This is a genomic window from Phenylobacterium sp., assembly GCF_019636135.1.
Classification (GTDB): Bacteria; Pseudomonadota; Alphaproteobacteria; order Caulobacterales; family Caulobacteraceae; genus Phenylobacterium.
The window spans coordinates 71,695-85,986 of sequence record NZ_JAHBYD010000011.1; the positions used below are offsets into that span (position 1 = coordinate 71,695).

Below are 14,292 nucleotides of genomic sequence, written 5' to 3' on the forward strand. Positions count from 1 at the left end.
CATTGCCTACGGCCGGTTCGCATACGCACCCGACCTTCTGAAATCCGCCACCTGACGAAGGGGGCCGGGGACGCGGGGGCGGCAGACCCGGCGCCAGCGGCCGGAGAAGCTTGGACGCCAAGGTCGAGGAAACCGAAGACGCCACCCTGGTGGCCGCCCAGGAAGGCGACGACCTGGCCGTGCGCGAGGCGGCCTACGAGAAGTTCGTCTGGGACAACCTGAAGCGCAACTACCTCGGCAACTACCTGCACGGCATGCTGGGGATGACCGGCTTCCGCCTCGTGAACGCCCCGACGTTCCTGCCCGCCTACCTGCACGCCGTCTCGGGCTCGAACGCCATCGTGGGCCTGGGCCTGGCGCTGCAGCAACTGGGCGGGGTGATCTCGCCGATCTTCGGCGCGACCAAGGTCGAGCACCGCACCAAGGTGATGCCGGCGGCGATGTGGATGGGCAGCCTGGGCCGCGTGGCGATCCTCTGCATGGCGCTGTCGGGCTGGTTCCTGAAGGGCCAGGCGCTGGTCTGGGCGCTGCTGTTCTTCATCCTGATGTTCGGCGTCTTCATGGGCGCCCAGCGGGTGGTGTTCAGCCTCCTGATGTCGAAGGTGATCCCGATCAGCCGGCGCGGCCGGCTGCAGGCGTGGCGCAACGCCACCGGCGGCGCGATCGCCGCCGTGCTGGCCTGGGCGGCGGGGGTCTACTTCATCGAGCCGAACCTGTTCGGGAACGGCTATTCGACCACCTTCGTCTTCGCCTTCGTGCTGACCAGCCTGGGGCTCTCGGCGTTGCAGATCCTGCTGCGCGAGCCCGAACCGCCGACGGTCAGGCCCCGGTCCCGCTTCCGCGACCGGCTGCGCGAGTTCCCGGCGCTGATCGCCCAGGACCACGCCTATGGCTGGTTCCTGGTGGTGCAGATGCTGGCCACCTCGGCGCGGATCGCGACGCCGTTCTACATCCTCTACGTCGGCAAGGTGATCGGCGCCGACGGGGCGACGCTGGGCCTGCTCTCGTTCGCGTTCCTGGGCGCGGACACGGCCTCGAACCTCGTCTGGGGCTACCTCGGCGACAAGTCGGGGTTCCGGCTGGTGCTGGTGATGGCCCTGGTCGGCTGGGTGGCGGCGACGCTGATGCTGCTCAACCTGCACACCGTGCCCTCGATCTTCGCGTCGTTCGCCGTGCTGGGCGCCTCGCTCAGCGGCTACATGATGGCCGCCCAGACCATGATCCTGGAGTTCGGCAGCCGCGACGACCTGCCGATGCGCATCGCCGTCTCGGCGACCGCGGAGAGCATCACCGCCACCGCCGGCCCGCTGATCGGCGGCCTCGTCGCCGAAGCCTACGGCTACGACATCGTGTTCATGGCTTCGCTGGGCTTCCTGGCGTCGGCCTTCATCATCCTCGTCCTCGCCGTGCGCGATCCGCGGACCCGCCGCCTCGCCTGACGCCCTCGTTCCCGGGAGCCGCCGGCGGGCAGCGCCGGGCTTGAGCCCGGCCGATTCCCCTGCCCTCATCGCGGGATGAGCGGTCGACCCGTCGAGTTCCGGACCCATGCCGCGCTGTGGGGCGGCGCGCTGATCGCCGGGGCCTGCGGCCTGCTCGCGCTCGCCGTCGGCGCCGCGACGTTGCAGATGGTGCTGTTCCCGGCCCCCGGCGCCCCAGCCCACGGCTGGCTCCCGCTCCTTCCGACGCTGGCGGCCGCGGGCGTCGCCGCCTGGTGGGGGACCCGCCTGTTCCGGATCGGGCATGCCGGCCTCAAGGCCGCCCGCGGCGTCGAGCGGGACCGCCTGGACGTCGTCGCCTCGACGGCGACGGCGGGTGTCGGCGCCCTGATCGCGCTCGCGGCCTCGGCCGTCACGGTCCGTGTCGCGGTCTCGGGCGTGCAGGGCCTGCTGCGGCCCCGCGCCTTCGACGCCGGGGCCGGGGTCCTGTGGCTTGCGCTGGCGCTCGGCGTGGGCGCCACGGCCGCCCTGATCGGCGGGCGGATCGCATGGAGCGGGCTGCGGCGGCTGCGGGAACGCTAGTATCCGTAATCGATGCCAGATGGCATGGCCGGCGCGGCAGGCCGGCGCCGCGCGATTGCACAGATTTTCAGCGTTTGCTGCCGAGAAAACCAGCGTTCCGGCGGATGAGCGCAGCGTCAAGCCGACGCCCGTCCGTTGGGCGGTCGACCGCCCGACTGCCCAGACCCTATGCAGTCGATGCCCGGCGCATGGGCAGATCGGCGGCCCAACCGTCGGCGGCGCGGGCGAAGGGGACGACGCGATGCGCCGAGCACCAGGGCTGGCCGGACTTTCGACGCTCATTTTCGCGGCAGGCGGGGGCGCGGCCTTCGCACAGGACGCCGCGGCGGCCGCGCCGCCCCCGACCGATCCGGGCAACACCGCCTGGATCCTGGCCGCGACGGCGCTGGTGCTGTTCATGACCTTGCCGGGCCTGGCGCTGTTCTATGCGGGCCTGGTGCGCGCCAAGAACGCGCTGAGCGTGATGATGCATTGCGTGGCCATCGCCTGCCTCGCGTCGGTGGTGTGGCTGCTGGGCGGCTACAGCCTGTCGTTCTCCGGGACCAACCCCCTCATCGGAGACCTGGCCAGGTTCGGCCTGCCGGGCGGGCGCGAGACGGTGAGCGGGACCCTGCCCGAGACGGTGTTCTTCGCCTTCCAGATGGCGTTCGCCATCATCACGCCCGGCCTGATCGTCGGCGCCTATGTCGAGCGGATCAGGTTCGGCGCGGTCCTGCTCTTCTCCGGCCTCTGGCTGCTGCTGGTCTACGCGCCGGTGTGCCACTGGGTGTGGGGCGGCGGCTGGCTGGCCGGGATGCACGTGATGGACTACGCTGGCGGCCTGGTGGTGCATGCCACGGCCGGCGTCTCGTCGCTGGTCGCCGTGGCGATGCTGGGCCCGCGCGACGGCTTCCCGCGCGACCTGCATCCGCCGCACAACCCCGGCATGACGATGATGGGCGCCGGCATGCTGTGGGTCGGCTGGTACGGCTTCAACGCCGGCTCGGCGCTGGCGGCCGACGCGGCGGCCGGCTCGGCGCTGGTGGCGACCCACCTCTCGGCGGCGACCGCGGGGCTCACCTGGGCGCTGATCGAGCAGATCAGGTTCAAGCGCTCCAGCATGATCGGGGTGGTGACCGGCGTGGTGGCGGGCCTCGCCACCGTGACCCCGGCGTCGGGGTTCGTAGGCCCCGTGGGCGGCGTGGTGCTGGGCGCGCTCGCCAGCCTGATCTGCTTCCACGCGGTCGAGCTGGTGAAGGGCCGCGCCAAGCTGGACGACAGCCTCGACGTCTTCGCCGTGCATGGGGTGGGCGGCATCCTGGGGACGCTGCTGGTGGCCGTGCTGGCGTCGCCGATGTTCGGCGGCGCGGGCTACGCCGAGGGCATGGGCATGGGCGCGCAGGCCGGCGTGCAGGTGATCGGCGTCGCAGCCGTCTGCGCCTGGTCGGCCGTGGCCTCGGCGGCGATCCTGCTGGTGTGCAAGTTCACCGTGGGGCTGCGCGCCTCGCCCGAAGCCATCGAGGACGGCCTCGACCTGTCGACCCACGGCGAGCGGGCGTATCAGAGCTGACCTTCCCTCCCCTTCATGGGGAGGGACAGGCCGCGCCAGCGGCCAGGGTGGGGAAGTGTGGGGCGTGAACTGAGAGGGCGGGGATGATCTAGGTTTCCCCACCCTGCTCGCCTCGCGGCGAGCTGTCCCTCCCCTGAAGGGGAGGGATGTTCAGGCGGCGGCCTGCTTGCGCGGGGCGCCGAGGATGCGGGCGCGGGCGATCTCGTTCGCCACCTCGTGGGTCGGGCGGCGCTCGGTCCGGGCCTGCTCCAGCACCTCTTCCAGGGTGAGCGCGAGGCGGTCCAGCTTGGCGTCGACCCAGGCCGGGTCGAAGGCTTCGCCGCGGTCCAGGGCGCGGATCTCGCCCGCCACGTTGATGATGCCGCCGCCGTTGATGACGTAGTCCGGCGCATAGAGGATGCCGCGGCGGTGCAGCTCCAGGCCCGCCTGCGCATCGGCGAGCTGGTTGTTGGCGCCGCCGGCGACGATGCGGGCGCGGAGGCGCGGCAGGGTGTCGAGGCTGACCGCCCCGCCCAGGGCGCAGGGGGCGAAGACGTCGACGTCGGCGTCGAAGATCGCCGAGGGGGCCACCATCTGGGCGTCGGTCTCGGCGGCGACGCGGCGCAGCGCCTCGCCGTTCACGTCGGTCAGCACCAGCCTGGCGCCGGCGGCGTGCAGCTTCTTCGCCAGGTAGCCGCCTACGTTGCCCACGCCCTGGATCGCCACGCGCACGCCGTCGAGGTCGCGCTTGAGCGCCCGCTGCACGCACAGGCGCACGCCGCGGAAGACACCCTCGGCGGTGACCGGGCTGGGATCGCCCGAGGCCGCGTCATGGCCCTCGAGGCCGGCGACGTAGCGGGTATGCCTGCGGGCGTGCTGCAGGTCGTGGACCGAGACGCCGACGTCCTCGGCGGTCCAGTACTTGCCGCCCACGTCCTCGACCGCGCGGCCGAAGGCTTCGAACAGCGCGGGCGTCTTCTGGGTGCGGCTGTCGCCGATGATCACGCTCTTGCCGCCGCCCAGCTCCAGGTCGGCCATGGCGTTCTTGTACGACATCGCCCGGCTGAGCTTCAGGGCGTCGTCCAGGGCCTCGGCGGCGCTGGCGTAGGGCCACATGCGGCAGCCGCCGGCGGCCGGGCCGCGGGCCGTCGAGTGGACGGCGATGATGCACTTCAGGCCGGATTTTTCGTCCGAGAAGGCGTGGACGCCCTCGTGACCCTCGAAAGCCGGAGAATCGAACAAGGTCATGCCGTGAACCTTACGTCCTGGGGGAGGATTTTCGCGCCATGTACGCCCAGCCGGGGCATCTCACAACCCCGCGGCGCGCCGTGACGCCTCCGGATGGGAGGTCGGCGCGCCGGGGATCGGCGGCGCGTTCGACGGGAGCGGCCCCTCGGGGTCGCGGATGAAGGCCAGGATGTCGCCGATCACCACCGCGCGCTGCCTGTCGCGGGTCAGCAGGTGATGGCCGGCGGCGTAGTAGGCGCTGCGGTCGGCGGGCTTCAGCCCCTTCACGGCCCTGAAGGCGGCGGTCTTGGGGATGATGTCGTCGTTGGCGCCGTAGAGGTAGATCGTCGGCACATGGTCGTCGCCGACGGCGGCGGCGGCGCGGTCCATCAGCTTGACGAGGCCGTAGAGCGTGTCCGAGCGGGCGCCCCAGATCATCAGCTTGTCGCGGCCCATGGCGATGAGCTCTTCGCGGTTGTCGGTGGGGTAGATCCTGTCGGTCAGCCATTTCGGCGGCGTGTAGACCTTCGAGCCGGTGAAGTTCGCGGCCAGCCACAGTAGCGTCTTGTTCGGCAGCGGCTGCGACTTGAAGCCCCAGACACCGGGCGCCGAGAGGACCAGCCGGTCGGCGGCCGGCGGGTTGCCGGAGGCGAAGGCCAGCGCGGCGACCGAGCCGCCCATGCTCTCGCCGACCACGACGATCTTCGCGCCAGGATATTTTGCGCGCGCCAGGGCCACGACCGTGCGCAGGTCGTCGACCATCAGGTCCTGGCCGGCCCAGACGCCACGGCCCGGCGAGCGGCCGAAGCCGCGCTGGTCGTAGGCGATGGTGGTGACGCCCTCGGCCGCCAGCGCATCGCCCAGGAAGTGGAAGGCGTTGGCGTAGTCGTTCATGCCGTGCGCGGCCACGACGACCGCCCAGGGCTCGCCGGTCCTTGACGGCCAGGCGGAGAGGCCCAGCCGCGCGCCGTCGAACGAGATCACGTGGTCGGCGGCCAACTCCGCGCCCTTGAACCCGGCGGGCGGCGTGAGCGCCGCCTGGCGCAGCATCGGCGCGCAGGCGGAGAGCAGGAACAGGAGGGCGACGAGGACGAAACGCTGCATCTTGCCGACGATGTTAGGGACCGGCCGTTACCCTTCCGAAAAGGCGGGCGCGTGTCAGCCGGTTTCGTCAGCGGCGGGAAGCCGCATCCGCCAGACGCCCTTGAAGTCGTCGGGGTCGGCGGGCTTGTTGTGGCGCAGGATCACGAGCCGGCCGGCGCGCGCGAGGCCCACGGCGGCCGGCCGCACCTTGCCGAGCTCGCGCCGCCAGCCCGCCGCGTCGACCGCGCGGGCCACGTCCTCGGGCGACACCGACTTGCCGGGCGCGACCTTGCCGAGCAGGTCGAAGATGGCGGCCTCGACTTCGGCGCTCATCGGATGAACCTCAATTCGACCGGCAGGCCGAGATCACGCCACGGGCGGTCGGCGGTGAGGACCGGAACCCGCAGCCGCAACCCCAGCGCCAGGCAAAAGCGATCGGCGAGCGAGACATTCTTTCGCGCAAGCTGCCAGAGAGACGCGACAATCGTGACGTCCTCGGCGATCAGGTGCGTCATGCTGAGCCCGGTCCGGAGGAGATCGCCGTGGACGTCGCCAGGGTTCATGCCCTGCAAGGCCGCCTTGCCCAGGCACTCCGCCAGGGTGACCGGCGACACCACGGCCTCCGCGATGTGGTCTTCGACCATCGACCAGCCCACCTCCCGCTTCACGAGCGCAAGGATCGCCGAGGCGTCGAGAACGACCTTCATCGCGGCGGCGTGCGCGACAGGACGAACGCCTCGAGGGTGTCGGGCGTCGCTTCGAATCGCTCGAGACGCGCCATCCAGTCCAGGCGCTCGGCGTCCGTGACGCGGCCATCTTCCCACGCCGCCTCCAGCCGCCTCTCGGCGAGGAAGGCGTCCGTGGACGACCAGCCGTCCGGAGTCTTGGACAGGGCGCCCACGGCCTCGCTCATCCGGTGCAGCCGCGCGATGGCTGCGCGGCGTTGCTCGTCCGTCGGCCGGTCCACCGCCCGCGCGAGCAGTTCACGAACCTCCGCCTCGACCGAGCGGCGATGCTCGGCAGCGCGGCGGCGCAGCGCGTCATGGACGTCGTCCGGTAGATCGCGAACGGTCAGGGTGGCCATGATAGCAATGCTAGCATTGCTATCATCGATTGTCACCCACCCCGCTTGAGTGTCTCGCGGGCGATGATCACCTGCTGGATCTGGCTGGTGCCCTCGTAGATGCGGAAGATGCGCACGTCGCGGTAGAAGCGTTCGATGCCGTAGTCGGCGATGTAGCCGGCGCCGCCGAAGATCTGCACCGCGCGGTCGGCCACCCGGCCCACCATCTCGGAGGCGAAGTACTTGGCGGCCGCCGCCTCCATGGTGACGTTCTCGCCGGCGTCGCGGCGGCGCGCGGTTTCCATCGTGAGCGCCTTGGCGGCCAGCGCCTCGGTCTTGGAGTCGGCGATCATCCCCTGCAGGAGCTGGAACGACGACAGCGGCTGGCCGAACTGCTTGCGCTCGGACGCATAGGCCACGCAGTCGGCGATCAGGCGCTCGGCCACGCCGATGCAGACCGACGAGATGTGCAGGCGGCCGCGGTCCAGCACCTGCATGGCCACCTTGAAGCCCTCGCCCTCGCGGCCGATCAGGTTCTCGGCCGGCACGCGCACATTGTCGAAGAACACCTCCGAGACGTGGGCCCCCTGCTGGCCCATCTTCTTCTCGGACTTGCCGACCGTGAGGCCGGGGCTGTCGCGCTCGACCAGGAAGGCCGAGACCCCGCCGCCGCCGGGCTTCGACGGGTCGGTGCGGGCCATCACCGTGAAGAGGTGGGCCTTGTTGGCGTTGGTGATGAAGCGCTTGGCGCCGTTCAGGACGTAGTGATCGCCGTCCTTCGCCGCGCGGGTCTGGACGTTGGCCGAGTCCGAGCCGGCCTCCGGCTCGGTGAGGGCGAAGGAGGTGATGATGTCGCCCGAGGCGATGCCCGGGAGGTACTTCTCCTTCTGGGCCTCGGTGCCGAACATGCAGAGCGCCTGGCTGCCGATGCCGACGTTGGTGCCGAAGGTCGACCGGAACGCCGGGCTGGTGCGCCCGAGTTCGACACCCACCAGGCACTCGTCCTCCATGGAGAGGTCGAGGCCGCCGTATTCCTCGGGGATCGAGAGGCCGAACAGGCCCAGGCCCTTCATCTCCTCGATGACCTCGTCGGGCATGGCGTCGTCTTCGGCCACCTTGGCCTCGAGGGGCCGCAGGCGCTCGGTCACGAAGCGGCGGACGGTGTCGATCAACTGGTCGCGGGTCTCGGCGTCGAGCGCCATGCGGTGGAATCCTTGTCGGTCAGTGGCAGGTGAAGGTTTCGGGCTTGGGCTTCAGCACGGGCTGGCCCGCCGATTCGAAGCGCTGGCGCCAGGTCTCGACGCCGATGTTGGGCCGGGTCTCGCAGGACTGCACCGGCTGCTTGTGCTTGCGCTTGGCCCAGGCGGGTACGCCGTCGGCGTCGACGGCCTCGGCGGAACTCAGCGGCGGCGCCTTGGCGGGGCCGCCCTCGACGGACGGCGGCGGCGGGGCCTTCTCGACCGGCGCGGCGGCGGGCTCGGCCTGGGCGAGAATGAGCGCGAGGATGAGACTGAGCACGATGTCCGGCCTTGCGTGAGGGGCGCCCGATGGGCTGTAAGCGGTCAGGTCAAACTAGTGTTCGAACCTGCGCCGGGCAAACGGTTCGGCAGGCGACCGGAGGGGAAATGGACGGCGGCGAGGTCCTGGAAAACACCTACGTCTCGAAGCTCATCACGGTGACCGAGGGCGAGTGGGCCGGCTGGCAGTGCTATCCGGGCGGCGATCCGTTCGAGGACCTGGCCGGCCCGTTCTACTATCGCATCGACGCCGACGGGCAGAAGGTCTGCGCCTTCCGGGCCGAGCGCAGGCACATGAACGGCGGCCTCTTCATGCACGGCGGCTGCGTGATGACCTTCGCCGACTTCAGCCTGTTCGTGATCGCCCGCGACGTGATCGACGGCAGCCGGACGGTGACCGCCACCTTCAACTGCGAGCTGGTGGGCACGGCGCGGATCGGCGATCTGGTCGAATGCCGCGGCGACGTGGTGAAGGCGGGCCGCAGCATGGTCTTCGTCCGCGGGATCATCAGCGCGCCGGGCGGCCCGGTGGCGGCGTTCTCGTCGGTGCTGAAGAAGACGACGGTCCGCGGCTAGGGCGGCCATGTCGTTCATGGAGCGCCAGGCTGGCCGGTTTCGTCATGCCGCAGGGGCCGGACGGGCCCTCGCCCTCGTCCTGACACTGGCCACGGCCGCCGGGCCCGCCTGCGCCGGCCCGTTCAAGCCGTGGATCGACGGAACCGACGCCGCCGAGCCCGCCACCCAGACCCAGCGATACGACCGCGACACCTATGTGATCCGCCAGTCGCTGCGGACCAATTTCGAAGGCCCGTTCCTGTACCTGCTCTTCGGACGCGACCGGGCGCTGCTGCTCGACACGGGCGCGGGCAATGTGAAGATCCGCCCGGCGGTGGAGGCGGTGATCGCCGGATGGCTGAAGGCGCACGGCCGCGCGTCGATCCCGCTGGTGGTGGCCCACAGTCACGGCCACGGCGACCACCACCAGGGCGACGCCGAGTTCGCGGACCGCCCCGACACCACCGTGGTCGGCCTGAAGCCGGAGGACGTGGCCGCCTTCTTCGGCATCGCCGACTGGCCGAAGCAGATCGCCACGTTCGACCTGGGCGGACGGAAGCTGTCGGTGATCCCGACGCCGGGCCACCATCCGGCGCACATCATGATCTACGACCCGAAGACCCGGCTGCTGCTGAGCGGCGACACCCTGTACCCGGGTCGGATCTATGTGCCCTCGAACCGCTTCGGTGAGCTGCAGGACAGCCTGGATCGGGTCGCGGCCTTCGGAGCCACGCACAAGGTCGCCTGGGCGCTGGGCGCCCACATCGAGATGAGCCGCAAGCCCGGCGAGGAGTTCCCGGACAGGCCGCCCCACCCGGACGAACACCCTCTCGAACTGCCGTTCTCGGCCCTGCTGGAATTGCAGGCGGCGATCCACGGCATGGCCGGCAAGCCGGCGCGCGCCGTGCGCGACGACTTCGTGGTCACGCCCATCCTCCCGCGCTGAAGCGGGCGAGCGCGGGAATGCGCGCATCGCTCGACGGGAGAATCCGGTCGCGGGAGCTCCACGCGGCGATCATAGTGCCTGCGGCGCCACCTGGGGGTCGGCGGGGCAGGACGGGCGCGGCCGCTTGGGGGCGCGGCGCCCGCCAGGCGCCGTGGGGGTTCCGGGCGCGGTTTCGCGAGGTCCGCCATAGCTTCTGTCCGAGGACATGCCCGTGCCCGCGACCAACAGCACCTACCAGAACTTCGCCGTTCGCCCCGGGACGGTGCTGATCACGCTGGATTCCGGCGCGGACATCGCGGCCCTGAAGGTGGCGCTGGGCGGGCTTGCGGTCGTGGCCGGCCCCGGCAATGGCGCGGCCTCGTCGGCGTTCCTGCGGCTCACGATCGGCGCGAGCACGGGGCTCGAAGACGCGATCCGGCAGATCTCGCAGTTGCCCGGCGTGAAGACCGCGCAGCCGGACTATGTGCTCACGACCTTCGACGACGGCGATGATGACGGCGGTGACGATCCCGGCGACGGCGATCCCGGCGATGGCGCCGGCGACCCGGACCCCGGCGTGGGCGGCGACCTGGCGCCGGTCGGCGGCGGCCTCGACAAAGGCGTCCTGACCGGCCCGTCGGGCGGCGAAGACCGCACGATCCTGGACCCGCCGACCCCGGAGATCGCCGGCCAGGACATCTCGAACGACCCGTTGTTCACCGGCGGCCAGCAATGGGGCATGTACGGCGACACCACCGCCAAGGCGAACGTCTACGGCAGCCAGGCCGGCGAAGCCTGGACGGCGGGCTACACCGGCTCCAGCAAGGTGGCCGTCGGCCTCGTCGACACCGGCCTCGACTACACCCATCCCGACCTCTACCTGAACGTCTGGCTGAACCCGGGCGAGATCCCGCTGGCGTTCCGGGCTTCCCTGGTCGACGTCGACGGCGACGGCCATATCGGCTTCCGCGACCTGAACGCCGCGGCCAACGCCAGCTTCGTCACAGACGTCAACGGCAACGGCCGGATCGACGCCGGCGACCTCCTGAACGACCCCCGGTGGGAGAACGGGATCGACGAGGACGGCAACGGCTACACCGACGACCTGATCGGCTGGGACTTCCTCAACAACGACAACGACCCGATGGACGACGTGGGCCACGGCACCCACGTGGGCGGGATCATCGCGGCGCAGGGCGGCAACGGCGTGGGCGGCGCGGGGGTCACCTGGTCGACGCAGGTGATCGTGACCAAGTTCCTGGGCCCCGACGGCGGCTACACGTCGGATGCGATCCGGGCGCTGGACTACATCACCGCGCTCAGCGCCGCGCCCGGCGGCAACGCCATCGTCGCCACCAACAATAGCTGGGGCGGCGGCGGGGCCTCGCCGCTGCTCGCCGCGGCCATCGGTCGGAGCGCGCAGGCGGACCTGCTGTTCATCGCGGCGGCCGGCAACGGCGGCGACGACCAGGTGGGCGACAACAACAACGCCGTCCCGAACTACCCCTCCAACTACGACACCGTGGCCGTGGCCGGCTATGACGCCGTGATCGCGGTCGCGTCGCTGACCTCGACGGGCGCGCTGTCCAGCTTCTCGAACTACGGCGCGACCACGGTCGACCTCGGCGCGCCCGGCAGCAACATCAACTCGACGGTTCCCGGCGGGGGCTACGGCTCGAAGAGCGGCACCTCGATGGCGACGCCCTTCGTCACCGGCGCGGTGGCCATGTATGCGGCGCTCAATCCCGGCGCGAGCGCGGCGCAGATCCGCGCCGATCTCCTGGCCGCGACGACGGCGACCTCGTCGCTGGCGGGCAAGACGGTGACGGGCGGCCGGCTCGACGTCTCGGCCCTGATCTACAGCATCTCGCCGGGCGGTGTCTCGGTGGTCGGCACCACCGCGAACGACACCTTCTCGCTGACCGCGGCGCCCGCGGGCCTGTCGAAGGCGAGCGTGTTCAACGACACCATCTCGGGCGGCGCGGGCAACGACAAGCTGGACGGCGGCCCCGGCGCCGACCGCCTCATCGGCGGCCCGGGCAACGACACCTATACGGCCGACGCGTTCGACACGATCGTGGAGGGCGCGAACGAAGGCGTCGACCTGGTCAACAGCGCCGGCAGCTACACCCTGGGCGCCAACCTCGAGAAGCTGACCCTGACCGGGGCGGCGGCGGTCAACGGCACGGGCAACGAGCTCGACAACACCATCACCGGCAACACGGCCGCCAACGTGCTGAACGGCATGGCCGGGAACGACACCCTGAACGGGGGCGGCGGCGCCGACACGCTGATCGGCGGCCAGGGCAACGACAAGCTGATCGGCGGAATCGGCGCGGATCGCATGGAAGGCGGCCCCGGCGACGACAGCTATGACGTCGACGACGTCGACGACGTCGTGGTCGAGGGCCTGAACGAGGGCAACGACCTCGTCACCAGCGCGATCAGCTACGCCCTGGGCGCCAATCTGGAGCGCCTGACGCTCTCCGGGACCGCGGCGATCAACGGGACCGGCAACGGCCTCGCCAACATCCTGACCGGCAACGCCGCCGACAACGTCCTGGACGGCGGCCTGGGCGACGACACGATCAACGGCGGCGACGGCGCCGATACGCTGCTGGGCGGCGAGGGCAATGACAAGCTGACGGGCGGGACCGGCGCCGACCGCATGGAAGGCGGCCCGGGCGACGACACCTACTACGTCGACGATCCGGGCGACGTGGTGGTCGAGGCGGCCGACCAGGGGAACGACCTCGTCAGCAGCACAGCGGCGAGCTTCACCCTGGGCGACAACATCGAACGCCTGACCCTGACCGGCACGGCCAACATCAACGGGACCGGCAACGCCCTCGACAACACGCTCACCGGCAACGCGGCCAACAACGTGCTGGACGGCGGCGACGGGGCCGACACGATCAACGGCGGCGCGGGGAACGACACGCTGTACGGCGGGGCGGGCGCCGACAAGCTGACGGGCGGGGCCGGCGCCGACCGCATGGAAGGCGGCCTGGGCGACGACACCTACTACGTCGACGACGTGGGCGACGTGGTGATCGAGGCCCCGAACGCCGGCAACGACCTGGTGTCGAGCAGCGTCACCTTCACCCTGGGCGCCAACATCGAGAAGCTGACGCTCACCGGGACGGCGGCGGTGGACGGAACCGGCAATGCGCTCGGCAACACGATCAAGGGCAACGGCGCGGCGAACCGGCTCTTCGGCATGGACGGCAACGACACGCTGAGCGGCGGAGCCGGCGCGGACACGCTGAACGGCGGGGCGGGCGTGGACAAGCTGACCGGCGGCGCGGACCTCGACCGGTTCGTGTTCCAGAAGGGTCAGGCGGCCGGCGACACGATCACCGACTTCACCGCGGGCGAGAAGCTGGAGCTGCACGGCTGGGGCGCGGGCTCGACCATCGCCAGGGTCGGCTCCACGACCAGTTGGCTCATCACCGACGGCGTGAGCGGGGCCACCGAGACGATCATCCTGTCGAACAAGTACGCCCTCGTCGCGGGCGACTGGATCTTCACCTAGAGCAGATCGCCGGAGCGTCAGTCGGCCACCTTCCAGACGCCGTCGACGCGGACGGTGCTGGCGTACTCCTTCGGCCCGAGGAAGATCACCGCGGTCTGCTCGCGGACGACCACGCGCCGGGCCGCCTTCAGCCGGGCGACCATCTTGGGCAGCTCGCGCCTGATCATGGGCGCGGCCTCGGGGGGCAGGTCCTTGAGCCGCGCCGCGCCCGCCTCCGTCGACAGCGCCATGGCCGCGGCCATGTCGCCGCGGATCATCGCCTCGGCGCGGGCCAGCACGACGCCGGTGGGCTCGGCGGTCGCCGCGGCCGAACCCTTGATGTCGGCGACCACCGGGTCGCGGAAGAGGGGCGCGCTGAAGCGGGCCGCGAGCCGTTCGCTGGCCTCGGGGTTCAGTTCGCCGCTGATGCGCGTGGCGGAGACGTCGAGCGTCTTCCAGAGGCCTTCCGAATTGCTGATCGTCAGGGTGGCCAGCGAATAGCCGGGCTCCGGCGCAGCCAGCACCGTCACCACGACGGCGGTGCGGTCGTCGGGATCGAACTCGATGAGAACGCCCTTCACCTCGCCCCGCCTCGCCATGTGCCAGATCGGCGGGAAGGACTGGCCGTAGAGCGCCGAGGGCGGGACTTCGCGGTCGGTGAGCGCCACGCGGACCTCGCGCGCGCTGTCCAGCAGGCCCTCGGCGTTGTCGCGCTCAAGGGCCGTGGCGTGCCTGAAGGCGACGTCGGCGTCGTCGTCCCTGTAAGCCCCGGAGGACGAGCCCGGGTCGATGGCGAGCGCCGGGGCGGCGACGAGCGCCAGCCCCGAGGCGAGAACCAGGCGGCGGTCGGGGGTCATGGACA

14 protein-coding genes are annotated in these 14,292 nt (G+C 71.1%); 6 read left to right on the plus strand and 8 right to left on the minus strand.

All coding sequences use genetic code 11. From position 1 onward, the window contains the following. Positions 1 to 110: 110 nt before the first annotated feature. The 3 genes from KF737_RS09730 (at position 111) to KF737_RS09740 (ending at position 3,567) form a co-directional block, all read left to right on the plus strand. Positions 111 to 1,439, plus strand: coding sequence for an MFS transporter (locus KF737_RS09730; protein WP_296453770.1), 1,329 nt, complete (start codon positions 111 to 113; stop codon positions 1,437 to 1,439). A gap of 75 nt (positions 1,440 to 1,514) precedes the next feature. Continuing rightward, positions 1,515 to 2,018, plus strand: a complete 504-nt coding sequence (locus KF737_RS09735; RefSeq protein WP_296453773.1) for a hypothetical protein — start codon at positions 1,515 to 1,517, stop codon at positions 2,016 to 2,018. 241 nt (positions 2,019 to 2,259) lie between these two features. Beyond that, positions 2,260 to 3,567: an ammonium transporter gene (locus KF737_RS09740; RefSeq protein WP_296453776.1), complete on the plus strand. Its 1,308-nt coding sequence runs from the start codon at positions 2,260 to 2,262 to the stop codon at positions 3,565 to 3,567. Between the two features lie 150 nt (positions 3,568 to 3,717). Here the strand turns inward: KF737_RS09740 and KF737_RS09745 are convergent, their stop codons facing one another. Genes KF737_RS09745 through KF737_RS09775 form a run of 7 tightly spaced genes read right to left on the minus strand, consistent with a single transcriptional unit; the run spans position 3,718 to position 8,437 of the window. Then, positions 3,718 to 4,794: a Glu/Leu/Phe/Val dehydrogenase dimerization domain-containing protein gene (locus KF737_RS09745; RefSeq protein WP_296453778.1), complete on the minus strand. Its 1,077-nt coding sequence runs from the start codon at positions 4,792 to 4,794 to the stop codon at positions 3,718 to 3,720. Positions 4,795 to 4,854: 60 nt separating this feature from the next. Then, positions 4,855 to 5,877, minus strand: a complete 1,023-nt coding sequence (locus tag KF737_RS09750; protein ID WP_296453781.1) for an alpha/beta fold hydrolase — start codon at positions 5,875 to 5,877, stop codon at positions 4,855 to 4,857. 54 nt (positions 5,878 to 5,931) lie between these two features. Next, the gene (locus tag KF737_RS09755; protein ID WP_296453784.1) at positions 5,932 to 6,189 is read right to left on the minus strand and encodes a DUF3253 domain-containing protein; all 258 of its coding nucleotides are present in this window, start codon (positions 6,187 to 6,189) and stop codon (positions 5,932 to 5,934) included. Continuing rightward, entirely contained in the window at positions 6,186 to 6,563 is a 378-nt protein-coding gene (locus KF737_RS09760; RefSeq protein WP_296453787.1) for a PIN domain-containing protein, read from the minus strand. The genes KF737_RS09755 and KF737_RS09760 overlap by 4 nt, the downstream gene beginning before the upstream one ends. Then, positions 6,560 to 6,940, minus strand: a complete 381-nt coding sequence (locus tag KF737_RS09765; RefSeq protein ID WP_296453789.1) for a hypothetical protein — start codon at positions 6,938 to 6,940, stop codon at positions 6,560 to 6,562. The genes KF737_RS09760 and KF737_RS09765 overlap by 4 nt, the downstream gene beginning before the upstream one ends. A gap of 32 nt (positions 6,941 to 6,972) precedes the next feature. Next, a complete protein-coding gene (locus KF737_RS09770) occupies positions 6,973 to 8,121 on the minus strand; it encodes an acyl-CoA dehydrogenase family protein (protein ID WP_296453794.1) in 1,149 nt (382 codons plus the stop codon). A gap of 19 nt (positions 8,122 to 8,140) precedes the next feature. Next, positions 8,141 to 8,437 carry a hypothetical protein gene (locus KF737_RS09775; RefSeq protein ID WP_296453797.1) on the minus strand — a complete coding sequence of 99 codons (297 nt, stop codon included), beginning with the start codon at positions 8,435 to 8,437 and terminating at the stop codon, positions 8,141 to 8,143. Positions 8,438 to 8,544: 107 nt separating this feature from the next. Between KF737_RS09775 and KF737_RS09780 the strand changes: the two genes are divergently transcribed. The 3 genes from KF737_RS09780 (at position 8,545) to KF737_RS09790 (ending at position 13,451) form a co-directional block, all read left to right on the plus strand. Beyond that, complete coding sequence (locus KF737_RS09780; protein ID WP_296453800.1) at positions 8,545 to 9,012, plus strand: PaaI family thioesterase; 468 nt, start codon at positions 8,545 to 8,547, stop codon at positions 9,010 to 9,012. Positions 9,013 to 9,028: 16 nt separating this feature from the next. After that, positions 9,029 to 9,937, plus strand: a complete 909-nt coding sequence (locus KF737_RS09785; protein WP_296453803.1) for an MBL fold metallo-hydrolase — start codon at positions 9,029 to 9,031, stop codon at positions 9,935 to 9,937. A 205-nt stretch (positions 9,938 to 10,142) separates the two neighbouring features. After that, on the plus strand, positions 10,143 to 13,451 hold the full coding sequence (locus KF737_RS09790) for a S8 family serine peptidase (RefSeq protein WP_296453806.1): 3,309 nt from the start codon (positions 10,143 to 10,145) through the stop codon (positions 13,449 to 13,451). 17 nt (positions 13,452 to 13,468) lie between these two features. Here the strand turns inward: KF737_RS09790 and KF737_RS09795 are convergent, their stop codons facing one another. After that, positions 13,469 to 14,287 carry a hypothetical protein gene (locus KF737_RS09795; protein WP_296453808.1) on the minus strand — a complete coding sequence of 273 codons (819 nt, stop codon included), beginning with the start codon at positions 14,285 to 14,287 and terminating at the stop codon, positions 13,469 to 13,471. Positions 14,288 to 14,292: the final 5 nt, after the last annotated feature.

What these genes read in the sequence shown, in the direction of transcription:
- KF737_RS09785 (WP_296453803.1), top strand. Translation starts at nt 9,029, where the DNA reads ATGGAGCGCCAGGCTGGCCGGTTTCGTCATGCCGCAGGGGCCGGACGG.
- KF737_RS09780 (WP_296453800.1), top strand. Translation starts at nt 8,545, where the DNA reads ATGGACGGCGGCGAGGTCCTGGAAAACACCTACGTCTCGAAGCTCATC.
- KF737_RS09770 (WP_296453794.1), bottom strand. Translation starts at nt 8,121, where the DNA reads ATGGCGCTCGACGCCGAGACCCGCGACCAGTTGATCGACACCGTCCGC.
- KF737_RS09765 (WP_296453789.1), bottom strand. Translation starts at nt 6,940, where the DNA reads ATGGCCACCCTGACCGTTCGCGATCTACCGGACGACGTCCATGACGCG.
- KF737_RS09790 (WP_296453806.1), top strand. Translation starts at nt 10,143, where the DNA reads ATGCCCGTGCCCGCGACCAACAGCACCTACCAGAACTTCGCCGTTCGC.
- KF737_RS09735 (WP_296453773.1), top strand. Translation starts at nt 1,515, where the DNA reads ATGAGCGGTCGACCCGTCGAGTTCCGGACCCATGCCGCGCTGTGGGGC.
- KF737_RS09760 (WP_296453787.1), bottom strand. Translation starts at nt 6,563, where the DNA reads ATGAAGGTCGTTCTCGACGCCTCGGCGATCCTTGCGCTCGTGAAGCGG.
- KF737_RS09755 (WP_296453784.1), bottom strand. Translation starts at nt 6,189, where the DNA reads ATGAGCGCCGAAGTCGAGGCCGCCATCTTCGACCTGCTCGGCAAGGTC.
- KF737_RS09740 (WP_296453776.1), top strand. Translation starts at nt 2,260, where the DNA reads ATGCGCCGAGCACCAGGGCTGGCCGGACTTTCGACGCTCATTTTCGCG.
- KF737_RS09745 (WP_296453778.1), bottom strand. Translation starts at nt 4,794, where the DNA reads ATGACCTTGTTCGATTCTCCGGCTTTCGAGGGTCACGAGGGCGTCCAC.
- KF737_RS09795 (WP_296453808.1), bottom strand. Translation starts at nt 14,287, where the DNA reads ATGACCCCCGACCGCCGCCTGGTTCTCGCCTCGGGGCTGGCGCTCGTC.
- KF737_RS09750 (WP_296453781.1), bottom strand. Translation starts at nt 5,877, where the DNA reads ATGCAGCGTTTCGTCCTCGTCGCCCTCCTGTTCCTGCTCTCCGCCTGC.